General features: G+C 65.3%; 13 protein-coding genes and 2 pseudogenes. 7 read left to right on the top strand and 8 right to left on the bottom strand.

What is annotated here, in order from left to right; all coding sequences use genetic code 11:
- From IPF76_RS11435 to IPF76_RS11450, 4 genes and pseudogenes are all read left to right on the top strand, one after another.
- Positions 1-315, top strand: a pseudogene (locus tag IPF76_RS11435) (DEAD/DEAH box helicase); the annotation flags it as partial.
- A 307-nt stretch (positions 316-622) separates the two neighbouring features.
- Positions 623-1,351, top strand: coding sequence for an MFS transporter (locus IPF76_RS11440; RefSeq protein ID WP_293844627.1), 729 nt, complete (start codon positions 623-625; stop codon positions 1,349-1,351).
- Positions 1,352-1,419: 68 nt separating this feature from the next.
- Positions 1,420-1,772: pseudogene (locus IPF76_RS11445) on the top strand (MFS transporter); the annotation flags it as partial.
- A gap of 59 nt (positions 1,773-1,831) precedes the next feature.
- Positions 1,832-2,872, top strand: a complete 1,041-nt coding sequence (locus IPF76_RS11450; RefSeq protein WP_293843864.1) for an alpha/beta hydrolase — start codon at positions 1,832-1,834, stop codon at positions 2,870-2,872.
- On the opposite strand, the gene IPF76_RS11455 is transcribed toward IPF76_RS11450, so the two are convergent.
- The 8 genes from IPF76_RS11455 to IPF76_RS11490 form a co-directional block, all read right to left on the bottom strand.
- Complete coding sequence (locus tag IPF76_RS11455; protein ID WP_293843867.1) at positions 2,823-3,578, bottom strand: alpha/beta hydrolase; 756 nt, start codon at positions 3,576-3,578, stop codon at positions 2,823-2,825. The genes IPF76_RS11450 and IPF76_RS11455 overlap by 50 nt on opposite strands.
- 48 nt (positions 3,579-3,626) lie before the next feature.
- Positions 3,627-3,866, bottom strand: a complete 240-nt coding sequence (locus tag IPF76_RS11460) for a hypothetical protein (protein ID WP_293844630.1) — start codon at positions 3,864-3,866, stop codon at positions 3,627-3,629.
- A gap of 128 nt (positions 3,867-3,994) precedes the next feature.
- On the bottom strand, positions 3,995-4,546 hold the full coding sequence (locus tag IPF76_RS11465) for a septal ring lytic transglycosylase RlpA family protein (protein ID WP_293844633.1): 552 nt from the start codon (positions 4,544-4,546) through the stop codon (positions 3,995-3,997).
- 62 nt (positions 4,547-4,608) lie between these two features.
- Positions 4,609-5,280 (bottom strand): spermidine synthase, encoded by a 672-nt coding sequence (locus tag IPF76_RS11470; protein ID WP_293843870.1) that lies wholly within the window; start codon positions 5,278-5,280, stop codon positions 4,609-4,611.
- Between the two features lie 3 nt (positions 5,281-5,283).
- On the bottom strand, positions 5,284-6,531 hold the full coding sequence (locus IPF76_RS11475; RefSeq protein ID WP_293843873.1) for an N-succinylarginine dihydrolase: 1,248 nt from the start codon (positions 6,529-6,531) through the stop codon (positions 5,284-5,286).
- A 2-nt stretch (positions 6,532-6,533) separates the two neighbouring features.
- Positions 6,534-7,547, bottom strand: coding sequence for an arginine N-succinyltransferase (locus IPF76_RS11480; protein ID WP_293843876.1), 1,014 nt, complete (start codon positions 7,545-7,547; stop codon positions 6,534-6,536).
- Positions 7,544-8,755 (bottom strand): hydrolase, encoded by a 1,212-nt coding sequence (locus IPF76_RS11485; protein ID WP_293843879.1) that lies wholly within the window; start codon positions 8,753-8,755, stop codon positions 7,544-7,546. The genes IPF76_RS11480 and IPF76_RS11485 overlap by 4 nt, the downstream gene beginning before the upstream one ends.
- Before the next feature lie 89 nt (positions 8,756-8,844).
- Entirely contained in the window at positions 8,845-9,144 is a 300-nt protein-coding gene (locus IPF76_RS11490) for a WYL domain-containing protein (RefSeq protein ID WP_293843882.1), read from the bottom strand.
- Positions 9,145-9,359: 215 nt separating this feature from the next.
- Here IPF76_RS11490 and IPF76_RS11495 point away from each other — a divergent pair, with 215 nt between their 5' ends.
- From IPF76_RS11495 to IPF76_RS11505, 3 genes are all read left to right on the top strand, one after another.
- A complete protein-coding gene (locus tag IPF76_RS11495; protein WP_293843885.1) occupies positions 9,360-11,453 on the top strand; it encodes a malate synthase G in 2,094 nt (697 codons plus the stop codon).
- A 390-nt stretch (positions 11,454-11,843) separates the two neighbouring features.
- Entirely contained in the window at positions 11,844-12,998 is a 1,155-nt protein-coding gene (locus tag IPF76_RS11500; protein WP_293843888.1) for a tetratricopeptide repeat protein, read from the top strand.
- 255 nt (positions 12,999-13,253) lie between these two features.
- A complete protein-coding gene (locus IPF76_RS11505; protein WP_293843891.1) occupies positions 13,254-15,269 on the top strand; it encodes a GMC family oxidoreductase N-terminal domain-containing protein in 2,016 nt (671 codons plus the stop codon).
- Positions 15,270-15,285 lie beyond the last annotated feature (16 nt).

Below are 15,285 nucleotides of genomic sequence, written 5' to 3' on the forward strand. Positions count from 1 at the left end.
TATATGAAGGACATCAGGCGCGTCACGCGCATCAAGTCCGAGCCGATGCCGCTGCCGGAGAATTTCAATGAGCTGGTGCCCAACCTGCCCCCAAGCCGGTTGCGGGGCCCGCGTGAGCACCGGCGGCCAGGGCCGCGACCCGAACCGTCAGCGTCAGGATGCGCCGCCAGCCGGCGGCGGCCAGCCCGCGCGGTGATCGCGGTCCGCGCCGCGATACTCCGGCCGGCGAAGGCGCCGAAAGGCCAGCGCAAGCGCCGCTTCCGCCCGCGCAACAAGGCGTCGGCGCGCAAAGGTGCGGTGACGCGCGTCGGTTGATGCGCTAAACAATATTCTCTTTCCGCTCGCGCTGGGCTTGTCGAAGCACCGCTCTTTCCTTTAGCGTCGCTAAACGGAGAACGGCCTTCGACTGGCTCAGGGCGATCGGGGAAGAGGATGACCGGACCGATCAGGGCAACACCCCATCGACACGCGCCAAAGCGAACGCAAGGTTATCCTCGCCTTTGGCGCTCGGCGGCGAATATGGCGGCGCGGCGACGTATGTGGCCGAACATGCGCCCGAGGGAAAGCGTGGGCTCTTCACCAGCTTCATCAGACCACCGCGACGCTCGGCCTGTTCGCGGCGCTGGGCGTCGTCATCACCATCCGCACCCTGATCGGCGAGGAAGCGTTTGCCGATTGGGGCTGGCGCATCCCGTTCCTGGTCTCGATCATCCTGCTCGGCGTATCGTTGTGGATCCGCATGCAGCTCAACGAAAGCCCCGTTTTCCAGAAAATGAAGGATGAGGGTACGACGTCAAAGGCGCCGCTGACCGAAGCGTTCGGGCGCTGGGGCAACCTCAAATGGGTGATCATCGCCTTGTTCCGGCGCTGCCGGGGCAGGCGGTCGTTTGGTACACCGGCCAATTCTATGCGCTGTTCTTCCTCGAAAAAGACGCTGAAGGTTGACGGCGCGACCGCGAACATATTGATCGCCATTGCGCTCGCGCTCGGCACGCCTTTCTTCATCCTGTTCGGTTGGCTGAGCGACAAGATCGGGCGCAAGGCGATCATCCTGACAGGCTGTGCGCTCGCCGCGCTGACCTATTTTCCGGCGTTCCACATGCTGACCACCGCCGCCAACCCGGCGCTGGCCGAGGCGCAGGCGCGCGCCGGTGACTCTCATCACGGACGCAACATACTGCTCATTTCAGTTCGATCCGATCGGTCAAAACAAGTTCAACACAAGTCCCTGCGACGTCGCCAAGCCCTGTTGGCGAGGCAGGTGTGCCTTATCAGACGGAAGACCGGCAACTCGCGCCGGGATCGAACGAAATGCGGCTTCTCGTCGGAAATCGCATCGTGCTGGAGGTAGCGACAACGACCTTCGGCGGCTCGCCAGCGCCAATGGAAGAATCTGGGCGAGATCAGGTCCATCCAGAGGCGCTGACGGAAGCTGGCTATCCGCCGAAAGCCGACCTTGCGGCGATCAACAAACCGCTCGTCGTCGCGATCCTCTTCTACCTCGTGCTTCTGGTGACGATGGTTTATGGTCCGATCGCCGCGATGCTGGTCGAGTTGTTCCCAAGCCGCATCGCTACACCTCGATGTCGCTGCCCTATCATATCGGCAACGGATGGTTCGGCGGCTTCCTGCCGACGACCGCGTTCGCGATGGTCGCGGCGACGGGCAATATCTACTACGGCCTGTGGTACCCGGTCGTGGTAGCGGTGATCACGCTGGTCATCGGGCTGTTCTTCCTGCCGGAAACTTTTCGTCGCCAAATTCACGACTAGCCTCGCATTGACGGACTGCGCTCGCGCGCTAGGGTCGCGCCAGCCGTGAGGGGGGCGTGATGATGATCGAAGACGACGATTTCGAACCACAGCCGCCGCGGCGTCCGTTGTTCCGGCGAAAGCGGTTACTGATCCCGCTGGGGTTGCTCGTCGCGATCCTCGCCATTTTCCTCGCGCTGCGCACGTCGGATACCGATCGCGAGGCGATGATCGCCAAATATGGCGGACCGAACGCGGTGTTCGCGGCCGGACCGGCGGGGCAGCGCATCCACTATCGCGACCAGGGCAAGCGCGGCGGGCCTGCAATTATCCTCCTGCACGGGTCGAACAGCAGCCTGCACACCTGGGAACCGCTGGTGCAGCGGCTGGGCGCCGATTACCGTATCGTCACGCTCGACCTGCCCGGCCATGGGCTGACCGGTGGCACTCCGGACAAGGATTACAGCGCCGACGGCATGGCAGCGGCGGTCGATGTCGTCGCCGCAAAGCTTGGCCTCGATCGCTTCATCCTTGGCGGCAATTCGATGGGCGGTTGGGTTGCATGGCGTTACGCATTGGCACGGCCGGGGCGGGTCGATGCGCTGCTATTGCTCGACGCAAGCGGCATGCCGCCGCGCCGAGGAGAGAAGGCGCCCGAATCCAATGTCGGCTTTCGGATCCTGAAATATCCCTTCGGTCGCTGGCTCGCGACCCAGATCACGCCGCGCGCGCTGGTCGAACAGTCGCTGCGCGGATCGGTCGAAAAGCAGACGATCGTCGATGGGGCGATGATCGACCGCTATTGGGAGTTGCTGCGCTTCCCCGGCAATCGCGAGGCGACTGTGCTGCGGGCGCGGATGGACCGCGAACCCGCGATGGCGGCGCGGGTCGGTGAAATCAAGGCGCCGACGCTGATCCTGTTCGGCGATAAAGATCGCATCATCAATCCCAGCGGGGCGCAGACTTTCGGTGAAAGGATGCGGGGGTCTGAAGTGGTGCTGCTCAAAAATATCGGTCATTTGCCGATGGATGAAGACCCTGACGCGACAGCGGCTGCGATTGCCGATTTCCTTAAGCGGCGGCTTGTTGCCCCGCCGCCGGTTGAACCAGAAACGCGCTGATCCGCGCCGCAATCGCGGCGGCGTGGGTGAAGGGAAACAGGTGCGATCCCGGCACCACCTCCAGCACCGAGCCGTCGATCAGGCTGGCAAGCATCTGACCATAGCAGGCGGGCATGACGCCATCCCGTTCGCCGGTCAGTACCAGCGTCGGCAGCGCCTCCAGCTTCGGCAGACAGGCCGCGCTGGTCCAACCCGCCATCGCCGCCGTCTGATACGCTATGCCCAGCGGGGTCGCGGTCTGGATTTTCAGCCCGCTCGCCTGCATGTCGTCGTCGAACATCGCGGCCCACCCAATCCCGGGCGCGCCCATAACGGGTGTCGTTGCCATCAGGACGAGGCGGCGGACGCGGCCGGGAAACTGGACCGCAATCTGCTGCGCCAGCGCGCCGCCCCAGCTGAACCCTGCGATGTCGATCATCTTGTGATCAAAACGATCGGCGATCTCCATCACCACTGCGGCGATCGTCGATGCGCCATAGGGCAGCAGGGCGTCGGGCGAGCCGCCGACCCCGGGCATGTCGAGCGTCCACACCTCGCGGCCGTGGATTTGCGCGAGCAGCGGCGCCGCGGCGGCCAAGTCGGCACCGATGCCGTTCAGAAACAACAGCGGCGTGCCTCCCGCGCCAGCCCGCCAGCGCGCGACGCGCAGTGTCAGGCCATAGACATGTTCGGTACTGATGGCCGGCCGGCCGCTGATCCTGCTCATGGCTCCCGCCTTTGCATATCCTGGTGATGCGGGGAAGGCCGCTGCGGTTTAGTCCGCCATTTTGGCGCGCGCCGCGGCTTGTTCATAGCGCAGGCAGTCGAAAATCTTGGCTCCAGCCAGAAAAACCGCGCCGCTGCACGCGACTAGCAGCAGCTTGCCGCCGATCCCCGGATATTCGTGCAGATAGGCGCTGCCGCGCGCCATCGCGCCCACCGCCAGCGCATAGATGATCAGGCACGCTTCAAAGCGGGTCTTGATGACGAAGAGGCGTCCGATTTTTTTCCACATCATCACTTATCCAGCAAGAGCCGTGCCACCGGCGCAAAAGCGGGATTTGCTGCGCCGGACTTATGGTAAACTGTAAGTTAATCCGACAGAATGGGAAAGGGGGTAACGCGGGTGTCGCCGATCTTGACTTACCGCGGCGCAACAGACTGCTGCGCCCGCAGCTTTTGCAACGCGCTTTGCGATACGCGCTCGAGCGACGCGGCGGGCCTGCCCCTGCGCAGCCGCTCACGATCTTTCTCCGACGGCTCGACACGTCGCACGCGCACTGCGGCATGACCCTGTGCCTTGATGCCCAGAAGTTCGGCGGCGCCGCGCGACAGGTCGATAATCCGACCCTGCGCGAACGGTCCGCGATCATTGACCCGCACGATGATCCGCCGCCCGGTATCAAGCGCGGTCACTTCGACATAGGTCGGCAGGGGCAGCGTGGTGTGCGCGGCGGTGATCCAGCCGGGGCGAAACTGCTCGCCATTGGCGGTGCGATTGCCCGATTCGCTGCCATACCAGCTGGCATAGCCGAGCGCGTCATAGCCGGGGGCGGCGGCCGGCACATAGGTCGTACCGCGGATTGCATAAGCGGGGCCGATGCGGATCGGCGTGTCGGCAACTGGCCGAAAATTGTTCCCGGCGCAGGCGGACAGCAAGAAAGCCAGCGCGGCAGGGCCTGTCATGGCATGCATCCGCATGGGTGCAACCCTAGGTCCAGCGCACGCGGCGACAAACTCCTTGTCGTGGGGCAGGCTCACGCCGCTCGCGCAAACCAGATCACGTGGCGTGGACCTTTGCCATTGCTGCGGGCGCGCACGCCGACCTCTTCGACCTGAAAGCCCGCCGCGCTCAATCGGCGCATAAAGCGCGCGTCGGGCGCGGCCGACCAAATCGCCAATATCCCTCCGGGGCGCAGCGCGGCCTTGGCTATCGCCAATCCTGATGGCGAGTAAATCTGGTCGTTGGCGGCGCGCGTCAGGGCGTCGGGACCATTATCGACGTCGAGCAGAATCGCGTCATAGCGGCGCGTCGCCGCGCCAATCACGATCGCGACATCTTGCAGGACAAGCTCGACGCGCGGATCGTCGAGGCAATTTGCGGCGAGCTCAGCCATCGGCCCGCGCGCCCAATCGATGATGCCGGGAACGAGTTCGGAAACGGTGATCCGGGCGTCTGGCCCCAGCGTTGCTAGCGCCGCGCGCAAGGTAAACCCCATACCATAGCCGCCGATCAGCAGATGGGCGGCGTCCGGACTGCGTAGCCGGTCGCAGGTCATCGTCGCCAGCGCTTCTTCCGAACCGCTCATCCGGCTGCTCATCAACTCATTGCCCTCGACCGCGATGATGAAATCATCGCCGCGCCGGAAAAGGCGCAGTTCGTCGCCGCCGGGGACCTGCGCTGTGCCGAGCAATTCGCGGATTTTCATGGCTCAGGTCAGCTCGCTGATGTCGAGCGCCGCAAGCAGCGCGGCGCGCGCGCTGCGCACGTCGGAAGCCAGCGCCGCCGAAGCGAGATCGCCCGGCGCGATCGCCTCGGGCCAGTGGCTTGCCACCACCTCGGCAATCCGGTCGAGCTTCGCGTCGTCCGCCATGAATCGCGGATCGACGGTGGCGGGATCGGCGACGACGCGCAGCCGCAGGCACGCCGGGCCACCGCCGTTTGCCATCGACTGGCGAACATTGACCGGCAGCAAGCGGCGGATCGGCCCGTTGCCTGCGACATGCGCCTCCAGCCAGTTCCACACTGCGGGGATTGCCTGCGCCTCGGTCGGCAGTACCAGCCCCATGCCGCCCACTGGCAAGCTGACGAGCTGGGCGTTGAAGAGATAGGATTTGATAGCATCAGGAAGGCTCACCGCGCTTGCGGGCACCTCGACGATCTCGACCGCGGGAAAGGCGGCGCGGATTTCGGCGTGCGCGCCCTCGCGGTCTTCGAACGCGGCCTCGTGAGTGAACAGGACATGCTCGTTCGCGACCGCGACGACGTCATTGTGGAACGCGCCGCCCTGAATCGCAGTGTCCGACTGGCGGATGAAGAGTGTGCGCGCGGGGTCGAGCCGGTGGTGGCGCGCGATCGCCTTCGACGCATCGAGATGCTGGCGCGCCGGGAAGCGGCCGCCGCCAACGCCATAAACGAAGATCTCGACGCCCTGCCCGTCGTGCCCGCTGCACAACCGCATATGGTTCGCCGCGCCCTCGTCGCCGAACGGGGCTGGGATCGGTGCGTGGACGGCAAAGGCGGGGTCGGCGAAGGCGAGGCGAAGCTGTGCCAGCGTCCCCGGCCATTCGTGGCTGCGGTGCGGCATGGTGACGAGGTTGGCGACGGTCAGATGGCATTTGCCGTCGCCGCTGTCGGGCGCGGGGGAGACCGTCGCGGCATTCGCCGCCCACATCGACGACGCCGACCAAGCCTGCGCGCGCAAATGGCCCTCGGCTTGTTCCAATGTTGTGCCGAGCGTTTCCAGCCAAACCACGTCCGGGCGGTCGAGCGGCATGAAGAAGCCTTGCGGCAGCCCGAGCGCGAGATTGTGGCGCATCTTCTCGATGCCCTGCAACGCCGCGGCGCGCGGCTGCGACACGTCGCCGGCGTTGTTCGCTGATGCGATATTGCCGCGGCTGAGCCCGGCGTAATTATGGCTCGGGCCGATGATCCCGTCGAAATTGATCTCGGTCAGCATCTTTAGCGTCCGATCCAGCTGATGTTGGCGCCCTTGCCGACGCCGAGCAGCTTTGCCGCCTCGCTGTTGATCGTCGAACCTTGGCCGACCTTGCCGAAACAGCAGCGGAAATCGGCAAGCTGTCCCGTCGCGACCAGTGCGTCGTTGGCACCCGGGTCGTCGGCGCCGGCGATCCCCGAAATCTCGACATGTCTGGCGCCGGCGATGCTGGCCACTTGGTCGGTGCGCGCGGTCATCGTCGGGCCGCCGTCGAAAATGTCGACGTAATTTTCGAACGCGAAATTCTCATTCTCCAGCATCCGCATCGCGGCGCGGCCGCTAGGATGCGGCACGCCGATGACGCTGCGCGCATGTTCGCTGAGCATCGCGATATAGACCGGATGCTTGGGCATCAGGTCTGCGATGAACTGATTGCCGTGGACCGCGTTGAACTGGTCGGCTTCCTGAAAGCTCATCCCGAAGAATTTGCCCGCGACTCCGTCCCAGAAGGGCGAGCCCCCGGCTTCGTCGATCACCCCGCGCAGCTCGGCGAGGATCCGGTCGCCAAAACGCGCCCGGTGCCGCGCGATAAACAAATAGCGCGAGCGCGCGAGCAGCAGCCCGAGCCCGCCGGCGCGCGCCGCAGGGTGCAGGAACAGTCCGCCGACCTCGCTCGACCCGTTGAGGTCGTTGCTCAGCATCAGGATTTGCGCGTGAAAGGTGCGGCCGAGCTGTTCGCTATGCTTGCTGTCGGTACCGATGCGATAGGAATAAAAGGGCCAGCGCTGGCCGACCTGTCCGAAAATCTGGCAGGTCCCGCGCACTTCGCCGCTGTCGAGGTCTTCGAGCACGAGCAGGTACAGTTCGTCCGAGGGATATTCCTTGTCGCTCGCGAACGAGGCTTCGGTGCGTTCGAGCTTTGAGCGCAGCGCCTTTTTGTCGGGGGGCAAGTTGGTGAAGCCGCCGCCGGTCAGCTTTGCCATCTCGTAAATGCTCTGCAAATCGCCCGGCTTGGCTGCCCGGATCACGTAATTCACACTGTCCCCCGTTCCGCTAATCTTATCATGGTGAGTGCCGACAGCTGCGCGCGCTCGGCGAGGCTGTCGACGATCAGAAATTCGTCCGCTGAGTGGATCGCGCCGCCGCGCGGGCCCATCGTATCCACCACCGGGATGCCGCAGGCGGCGATATTATTGCCGTCGCACACCCCGCCGGTGGCGTTCCAGCGGATCGGCAGCAAGCCCAGCGCGGCGCCGCAGTCGCGCACCAGTTCAAACAGTCTGGTGCCGGCGGGATCGAGCGGTTTGGGCGGGCGGTTGAAGCCGCCGTGGAGGTGGCAGTGGACGTCGTGGTCGCGCTGGATGTTGGCTATAGTGTCACGTAGCGCGACTTCGGCGGCCACCATCGCTTCCGGGGTCGTGGGGCGCAGGTTGACGCGCAGGATGGCTTGATCGGGGACGACATTATTAGGGCCTCCGCCGTCGATCCGGGCAGGATTAACTTTTAATTCCATGGACTTGAGTGCATTCAGGCGCATCGCGAGGTCGGCTGCCGCGACGAGGGCGTTGCGGCCCTCTTCGGGGTTGCGGCCGGCGTGGGCGCTGCGGCCGTGGATGATGACGCTGAAGTTGCCGCTTCCCGGCCGTGCCCCCGCCAGCGTGCCGTCGGGCAGCGCGGGCTCGTAGGTCAAAGCGGCGGTTTTTCCGACGGCAAGTTCGGCAATCAGCCGCGCCGAGGCATGGCTCCCGGTTTCTTCGTCGCTGTTGATCATCAGATCATAGCCGACGCGTTCGGCGAACGGCGAGGCTTCGAGCGCGCCAAGCGCGGCGAGGATCACCGAAATCCCGGCCTTCATGTCGGCGGTGCCGGGGCCGTTCAGCACGCCGGGTTCGAGCCATTTCAGGTTTTGGAACGGATGATCGGCGGCGAACACGGTGTCCATATGGCCGGTGAGCAGCAATTGTACCGGTGCATCGGGACGCACTCGCACGTGGAGATGATCGCCGCGCTGGATGGTGTTGACATGGCCCGCAGCATCGACATTCTCGACCGGATCGGCGGCGACGAGGCGAACATCGCCGGGCAGCACCGCGAACGCATCGGCGAGTTGCCCTGCGATATTCTTCAGCCCCGCGAGGTTACCGGTACCGCTGTTTACCGCGGCCCAGCGCTCCACCTGCGCCAGCATCGGGGCGTCGGCGGCGCGTTCAAGCGTGGCGGTTTCGGTGGCCGTAAGCGAGGTCATCGTACGGCTATAGCGAGCGGCGCGGGGCTTGCCACCCCCACCGGGATCGAATCATCGGTCGCTTATGACCCGTGGTTATGCCGCGGCGGTCAGACCGCGAGGAGCAGCGTATCGTCGCTTTGTGGCGGTGCGGCCTCGAACGACGGCAAGGGTTCGAAGCTGTCATCGATCAGCGCGGGGTCGACAAGCCCGTCGAGTTTGAAATGGCCGAGCCGCCGTTCGTCGTCGGACCGCCAGCTCTTGTCGAGGTTGAGCGCGCTGACGAACAGGTCGCCGCGGCGTTCGAACATCTGGTGCGGCGCGAGCTTCATCTGCTGGCCGTTGTACTGCGCGGTGACGACGCGCTTGCGCGCGATCGCTTCCATCAATGTCAGTCGGGCTTCGTTCATGAGCTTGCCTGGGGGAGGAGGGGAGAGATTGCGTTGTGCATTGCAACATAATGCACATGCTGGCCGTCCCGGCAAGTGCCGAAACGAAACCCATTGCCTGAAATCCTATGCATGAAATCGCCGCCATTGCCATATCCGGTCAATCGCGGCATAGGGCGGCGGCCCTTTCCTCCCCGGGTCCACTGGCGCAGCCGCGCCGACCAGAGGGTGCTAGCATGACTGATTTTCTCGATCGTTCCGGCCTGTCGGTCGATTCGCGTCTGGCCGACTTCATCGACCAGCGCGCGCTGCCCGGAACGGGGCTCGATGCAGCCAGATTCTGGAGCGATTTTGCCGCCTTGCTGGGCAGTTTCGCGCCCGAAAATTCGGCGCTATTGGCCAAGCGCGAGGATTTGCAGGCGCAGATCGATGCGTGGCACGAAGCGCGTGTCGGACAGGCGCACGACCCGCAGGCCTATCAGGCGTTCTTGCGCGAGATCGGCTACCTCGTCGATGAGCCCGCGCCGTTTGCGATCGCCACGCAGAATGTCGATCCCGAGATTGCGACGATGGCGGGGCCGCAGCTGGTCGTCCCCGCGCTCAACGCGCGCTTTGCCCTCAACGCCGCCAATGCGCGCTGGGGCAGCTTGTATGACGCGCTCTACGGCACCGATGCGCTCGAAGCGCCGCCTGCACGGCCCGGCGGTTATGACGCCGACCGCGGCGCCGCCGTGATCGCGCGCGCCAAGGCATTTCTCGACCAAGCGGTGCCGCTGGCATCGGGCAGCTGGGCCGACTGGCAGGGCGGGCAATTGACGCTCGCCGATCCGGCGCAGTGGGTCGGCAGCAAGCCCGGCGGCATCCTGCTCCGCCACAACGGGCTGCACATGGAACTGGTGATCGACCCCGACAGCGCGATCGGCAAGACCGACCCGGCCGGCATCGCCGACGTCGTGCTCGAAGCCGCGCTGACGACGATCATCGATCTCGAGGACAGCGTCGCCGCGGTCGATGGCGAAGACAAAACGCTCGGCTACACCAACTGGCTCGGGCTGATGCGCGGCGACCTCACCGAAAGTTTCGCCAAGGGCGGGGCGACGGTCACGCGCGCGATGGAATCCGACCGTGAATGGACGTCGCCTGCGGGCGAGCCCTTCGCTCTGCACGGGCGCAGCGTGATGTTCGTGCGCAACGTTGGGCATCTAATGACGACGCCAATGATCCGGTTGCCCGGCGGGGCCGAAGCCCCCGAGGGGCTGTGCGATGCCGTGATCACCAGCCTGTGCGCGCTCCACGATCTCAAGGGGCTCGGCGCGCTGACCAACAGCCGTGCGGGCAGCATCTATATCGTCAAGCCGAAGCAGCACGGACCTGAAGAGTGCGGCTTTACCGACCGATTGTTCGACGCGGTCGAGGATATGCTCGGCCTTGCGCGCCACACGGTTAAGGTCGGGGTGATGGACGAGGAGCGTCGTACCAGCGCGAACCTCGCCGCGTGCATCCACGCGGTGAAGGACCGCATCGTGTTCATCAACACGGGCTTCCTCGACCGCACCGGTGACGAGATCCACACCAGCATGCGCGCGGGGCCGATGATCCCCAAGGGCGAGATGAAGGCGAGCGATTGGATCGCCAGCTACGAGGATCGCAACGTCCGCATCGGCCTTGCCTGCGGCCTCAGCGGCAAGGCGCAGATCGGCAAAGGCATGTGGGCAATGCCCGACCTCATGAAGGCGATGCTCGAGGCGAAGATCGGCCATCCCAAATCGGGCGCGAATACCGCATGGGTGCCGTCGCCGACCGCCGCGACGTTGCACGCGCTGCATTATCACCAGGTCGATGTGTTCGCGCGGCAGAAGGAGATCGCGGGTGAGGCGGTGCCGTCGCTCGATCGTTTGCTGAACATTCCGGTCGCCACCGGACGCAACTGGAGTGAGGCCGAGATTACCCGCGAACTCGACAATAATTGTCAGGGCATCCTCGGCTATGTGGTGCGCTGGATCGACCAGGGCGTCGGCTGTTCGAAGGTACCCGATATCGACGACATCGGGCTGATGGAAGACCGCGCGACGCTGCGAATTGCGTCGCAGGCGCTGGCGAACTGGCTGCTGCATAGTGTCTGTTCGGCGGAGCAGGTCGACGCGGCGCTGGCGCGGATGGCGGTCAAGGTCGATGCGCAGAATGCGGGCGATCCGCTCTATGAAACGCTCACCCCCGACGGGATCGCCTATCAGGCCGCGCGCGCGCTGATCTTCGAGGGCGTGACCCAGCCGTCGGGTTACACCGAGCCGCTGCTGCACAAATTCCGGCAGGCGAAGAAGGCGGTGTAGAAGGCGGTTCGACGGGGGTCAGGTTCGCTGCCCGCGAAATTGCCTTCGTTCACGAACAGTTGCGGACGTTGGAAATTCTCCCTCTCTCCCCTTGAGGGAGCGATACGAAGGCTTGGCAGCTTGCTGCCTCGCCGAAGTTGAGAGGGGTCTTCGCCCGCTGGCGGCTCACCCCCTCACCAAGCTTCGCAAGCTCCTTACGGAGCAAGCTGCGCTATCCTCTCGCTCAGGGAGAGGATTTGGATTTCGGCTCCGCAACCCAAAGCGGACAAGCCATTGTAAGCATTGCGAGACAAGCGTAGTCCATCACGCATAAATCGATCCTTTGGGTGAGCAGCTATCGTGGCGATCCAGACCCCTCGAAAAGGCCAACCGAAGGCGAGTGGCCCGCAAATGCAGTTGGGTCCGCGCGCGCGCCTTGCCGCGGCGGCGCTGCTGCTGGTCAACGCCAGTTTTGCCACCTCGCCCGCTGCCGAAGCGCAGGACAAGGTCAGCACCGTCATGCAAATTGGCGGGAGCAGGCTGGCGGTGTCGCCGCAGGAGATGCGGGCGCTGTCGAACCTTGGCAATCTGGCCCGCGCGACGCAGTCGGCGCGGCAGGACCGCGCGCTGGCCGATGCGCGGCGGATCGCGAACAGCCGCGATGCGCACTTCGCGCTGGCGCTTTACGAACTCGAGATCGGCAATCGGCGCGGCGACGACGGCATGCGCGCCGGGGCGCTGGATGTGCTGATCGCCAGCCCGTTGACGCGGCCCGAACGGCTGGCCGGCTATCTCGCGGTGCGCGGGCAGATCGCCTATCGCGCCGGGGATTTCGATACAGCGGGGCGGTTGTGGGGGCGACTGGCCGAGCTGGCGCCCTCCGATCCCGACGCGCTCGCCAATCTGGCGCAGGTCCGTTTGGCGCAAACGGATGCGCCGGGTGCCATGGACCTGTTGACGCGCGCGATCGCGGCGCGGGCCGCGCTGGGCCAGCCGGTTGCGGAGGTCTGGTATCGGCAACGGCTGAGCATCTCCCAGCAGGGTCGGCTGGTGGCACCGGGGATCGACGCCGCGCGCGCGCTGGTCGGCGCCTATCCGACGCCCGAAAACTGGCGCATCGCGCTGGTCGTGTACCGGCAGCTGGTGGCGGCGGAGGGGGCGCTGGAAATTGACCTGTTCCGCTTGACGCGCCACGTCGGGGCGCTGACGCAGGCGGCCGAATATCAGCGAATGGCGCAATTGCTGAACCAGGCGGGCGAACCCCGCGAGGCGAATGCGGTGCTGGGCGAAGGGGTGACCCGCGGGGTGCTCGACGGAGCTGTCTCGCCGACGCGCGAGATCTTCGCCGAGGTCGATCGGGCTATTACCAAGGCGCGGCCCGGCGCGGCGCGGGCGGAGTTGCCGAATGCGGCGGGTACGCAGGTGCGGCTGGGCGTGGCGCGGCTGAACGCCGGGCAGCGCGGTGAAGCGGAAGCGGCGTTTCGCGCGGCCGCGGGCGATCCGGCGGGCGGCGGTTATGCCGATCTGGGCTTTTTCTGGCTCGCGTGGCTGGGGCGGGGATTTTGATCCTCCCTGTCGCGCAGCCACGGGGAGGTGGCAGCGCGAAGCGCTGACGGAGGGGCGTTGGCGCTCCCGTTGCCGCCCCTCCACCATTCGCTTCGCGAACGGTCCCCCTCCCCATGGCGTCGCCACAGGGAGGATTTTTTCCGATGCTGGGAGATGGCAGCTCCCACCCGCGTCCCGCCGCTTCGATACAATACGCCTTGCCTCGACCCGCTATAACGCGCCATCTTTGACGCTGGGAATGCAGGGGGCAGGGCGATGACGGCACCGTTTAATTTCGGGCAACTCAAATTTCTGAAGGCGCTGACCGAGGGGCTGTTTCATGGTGCGACCATGGCGATCACCGCCGCTCAGGTCGTCGACAATATCTGCGAGTTGTTCGCCAAGGTCGGAGGGACGAAGCTCGACGAAATCCGCCTGTCGCTGACCGCGACCGAGGTCGTGCTGGGGGGGGCGTTCTTTACCGAGGATGATGTCGCGGGGCGTGCAGCCAAGCTGAAGGACCGGTTGCAGGACAGTCAGATCGACCTGTTTCAAGACATGGCGCGGCTGCGCGGGATTGTTTACGCCTGCTATTATGGCCATTGGCAGCCGGGGCTGGTGCCGGGGGATCAGGACGCCAATATCGCCAACCCGGTCCACCGCCAGATCGGGTTCACGCTGCCCAAGCACCGCGTCCGCGGCGATGACGAGGTGCCGATTAAGCCGGTCACGGGACGCGAGATCGACGATGCGCATATCCTTGATGCCAGCACGCTGGGCGATGAATATGATGTCGTCGTGATCGGATCGGGCGCGGGCGGCGGCGTTGCAGCGCATAATATCGCGGCGCAGGGCTATAAGGTGCTGATCGTCGAGGCGGGGCCGTTTTTTCCGTCGCACAAGATCCATCACCACGAACTCGACATGATCGCGAGCCTGTACAAGCATGGCGCGTTGCAGACCTCGACCAACCGCGATTTCGTGGTGTTCCAGGGGCGCTGCGTCGGTGGATCATCGACGATCAACAACGGCATCTGCCTGCGCGTCAACGAAGCGGGGCGGACACACCCTGATGCGAAGGATGTGTTGGCGAAATGGGCGAGCATCGGCGCACCGATCGACGCCGCGGCGTTTCATGCGAGCTATGACGCGGTGCAGGCGAAGCTGGGCATTGCGCGGATCGAGCCGCGCAGCGGACGGCACAACGGACCGCACCTGATCGAGGGGTGGCGCGCCTATGCCGCGGCGTCGGGCAGGCCGCGCGATACGCGGGCGATCACCGACTGGTTTGCCAAGAATTTCGGCCCGCCGAACACGCCAAACGCCTGTGCTTACTGCGGCTATTGCAATTCGGGCTGTGCCTATGGCCGCCGCATGGGGGTGGCGCAGACCTATTTGCCCGCGGCGTGCCGCGATTATGGCGCGCGCATCGTGCCCGAGACCAAGGCCGAGCGGATCGTCTGGCAAACCGCTTATGACGGGCGGCGCGAGGCCGAGGCGGTAGTGCTGGTGCTGCCCGGCGGGGCGCGGGCAAAGGTGCGGGCGCGGGTCGGGGTGGTCGTCGCGGGGGGCACGATCGCGTCGTCGAAGCTGCTCGACCGCAGCGACATTGACGGCACCGGCTATCAGGTGTCGCTCAACGTCGCCTCGCCGGTGGTCGCGCTGATGCCCGAGGGGGTTGGCGGCGACGCGTGGGACGAGGATCAGATGTCGAGCTATGTCGATGTTGGCGACTATCTGCTCGAAAGCCATTTTCAGCCGCCGATGTCGATGGCGTCGCTCATGCCCGGCTGGTTCGCCGACCATGCGAACCGGATGAAGAATTTCGGGCGGGTGCATTCGGCGGGCATCCTGTTCCCCGCCGACCGGCGCGGGCGGGTCGTGAACGACAAATTGCAGTTCCAGCTTGATGCCGCCGATGATTTGCCGGTGCTGCGCGATGCAATGGCGACGCTGACCAAGGTGCATTTCGCGGCGGGGGCGATCGAATGTTATCCGGCGCTGGCGCGGGGGCAGGTGGTCACCCCCGATATGGACGTCGATGCCTTTTTCGCGGACGCGATCGGCGAACAGGATGATGTGACGCTGTCGAGCAGCCATCCGCACGGCGGCAATGCGATCAACGAAGACCCGCAGCATGGGATCGTCGACCTCGACTGCCGCGTGCATGGGACGACGAATGTGCTGGTCACCGACGCGAGCGTGTTCCCGACCTGTATCCGCGTCAACGCGCAATGGACGACGATGGCGATGGCGCATTATGCGACCGGGCGGCGTGATCCCTTTCGTTGAGCCGCAATCGCGCCTA

The sequence above is a fragment of the Sphingopyxis sp. genome, from assembly GCF_016704835.1.
Taxonomy (GTDB): domain Bacteria; phylum Pseudomonadota; class Alphaproteobacteria; order Sphingomonadales; family Sphingomonadaceae; genus Sphingopyxis.

What these genes read in the sequence shown, in the direction of transcription:
- IPF76_RS11475 (WP_293843873.1), bottom strand. Translation starts at nt 6,531, where the DNA reads ATGCTGACCGAGATCAATTTCGACGGGATCATCGGCCCGAGCCATAAT.
- IPF76_RS11465 (WP_293844633.1), bottom strand. Translation starts at nt 4,546, where the DNA reads ATGCATGCCATGACAGGCCCTGCCGCGCTGGCTTTCTTGCTGTCCGCC.
- IPF76_RS11500 (WP_293843888.1), top strand. Translation starts at nt 11,844, where the DNA reads ATGCAGTTGGGTCCGCGCGCGCGCCTTGCCGCGGCGGCGCTGCTGCTG.
- IPF76_RS11485 (WP_293843879.1), bottom strand. Translation starts at nt 8,755, where the DNA reads ATGACCTCGCTTACGGCCACCGAAACCGCCACGCTTGAACGCGCCGCC.
- IPF76_RS11470 (WP_293843870.1), bottom strand. Translation starts at nt 5,280, where the DNA reads ATGAAAATCCGCGAATTGCTCGGCACAGCGCAGGTCCCCGGCGGCGAC.
- IPF76_RS11460 (WP_293844630.1), bottom strand. Translation starts at nt 3,866, where the DNA reads ATGTGGAAAAAAATCGGACGCCTCTTCGTCATCAAGACCCGCTTTGAA.
- IPF76_RS11490 (WP_293843882.1), bottom strand. Translation starts at nt 9,144, where the DNA reads ATGAACGAAGCCCGACTGACATTGATGGAAGCGATCGCGCGCAAGCGC.
- IPF76_RS11455 (WP_293843867.1), bottom strand. Translation starts at nt 3,578, where the DNA reads ATGAGCAGGATCAGCGGCCGGCCGGCCATCAGTACCGAACATGTCTAT.
- IPF76_RS11450 (WP_293843864.1), top strand. Translation starts at nt 1,832, where the DNA reads ATGATGATCGAAGACGACGATTTCGAACCACAGCCGCCGCGGCGTCCG.
- IPF76_RS11495 (WP_293843885.1), top strand. Translation starts at nt 9,360, where the DNA reads ATGACTGATTTTCTCGATCGTTCCGGCCTGTCGGTCGATTCGCGTCTG.
- IPF76_RS11505 (WP_293843891.1), top strand. Translation starts at nt 13,254, where the DNA reads ATGACGGCACCGTTTAATTTCGGGCAACTCAAATTTCTGAAGGCGCTG.